A 241-nucleotide genomic window follows, 5' to 3' on the forward strand; every position below is an offset into this window, starting at 1 on the left:
GGAAACGTTGACGTAAGAAACGCCATCGTTTTCCCGGTACCGGTTTGCGCCTGCCCGGCTACGTCACGCCCCGCCAGCGTCAGCGGAAGGGCCAGTGCCTGAATGGGCGTACAGTTATGAAACCCTTTTTTTTCAAGGGCTTCTACAACCTTCGGATGCAGGGCGAAGTCGGAAAACTTCTGTTCTGTTAAATGTGTTTTGCTCATAGTGTGGTAGAATATCAGCTTACTATTGCTTTACG

At 50.6% G+C, this 241-nt stretch carries 1 protein-coding gene; it reads right to left on the reverse strand.

Features of this window, described 5'->3' with window-relative positions:
- The coding region (locus tag FN960_RS24695) for a DEAD/DEAH box helicase (protein ID WP_143850865.1) at nt 1-206 on the reverse strand (206 nt) is incomplete at its 3' end.
- Nucleotides 207-241 lie beyond the last annotated feature (35 nt).

The organism is Alkalicoccobacillus porphyridii, assembly GCF_007293315.1.
GTDB lineage: Bacteria > Bacillota > Bacilli > Bacillales > Bacillaceae_D > Alkalicoccobacillus > Alkalicoccobacillus porphyridii.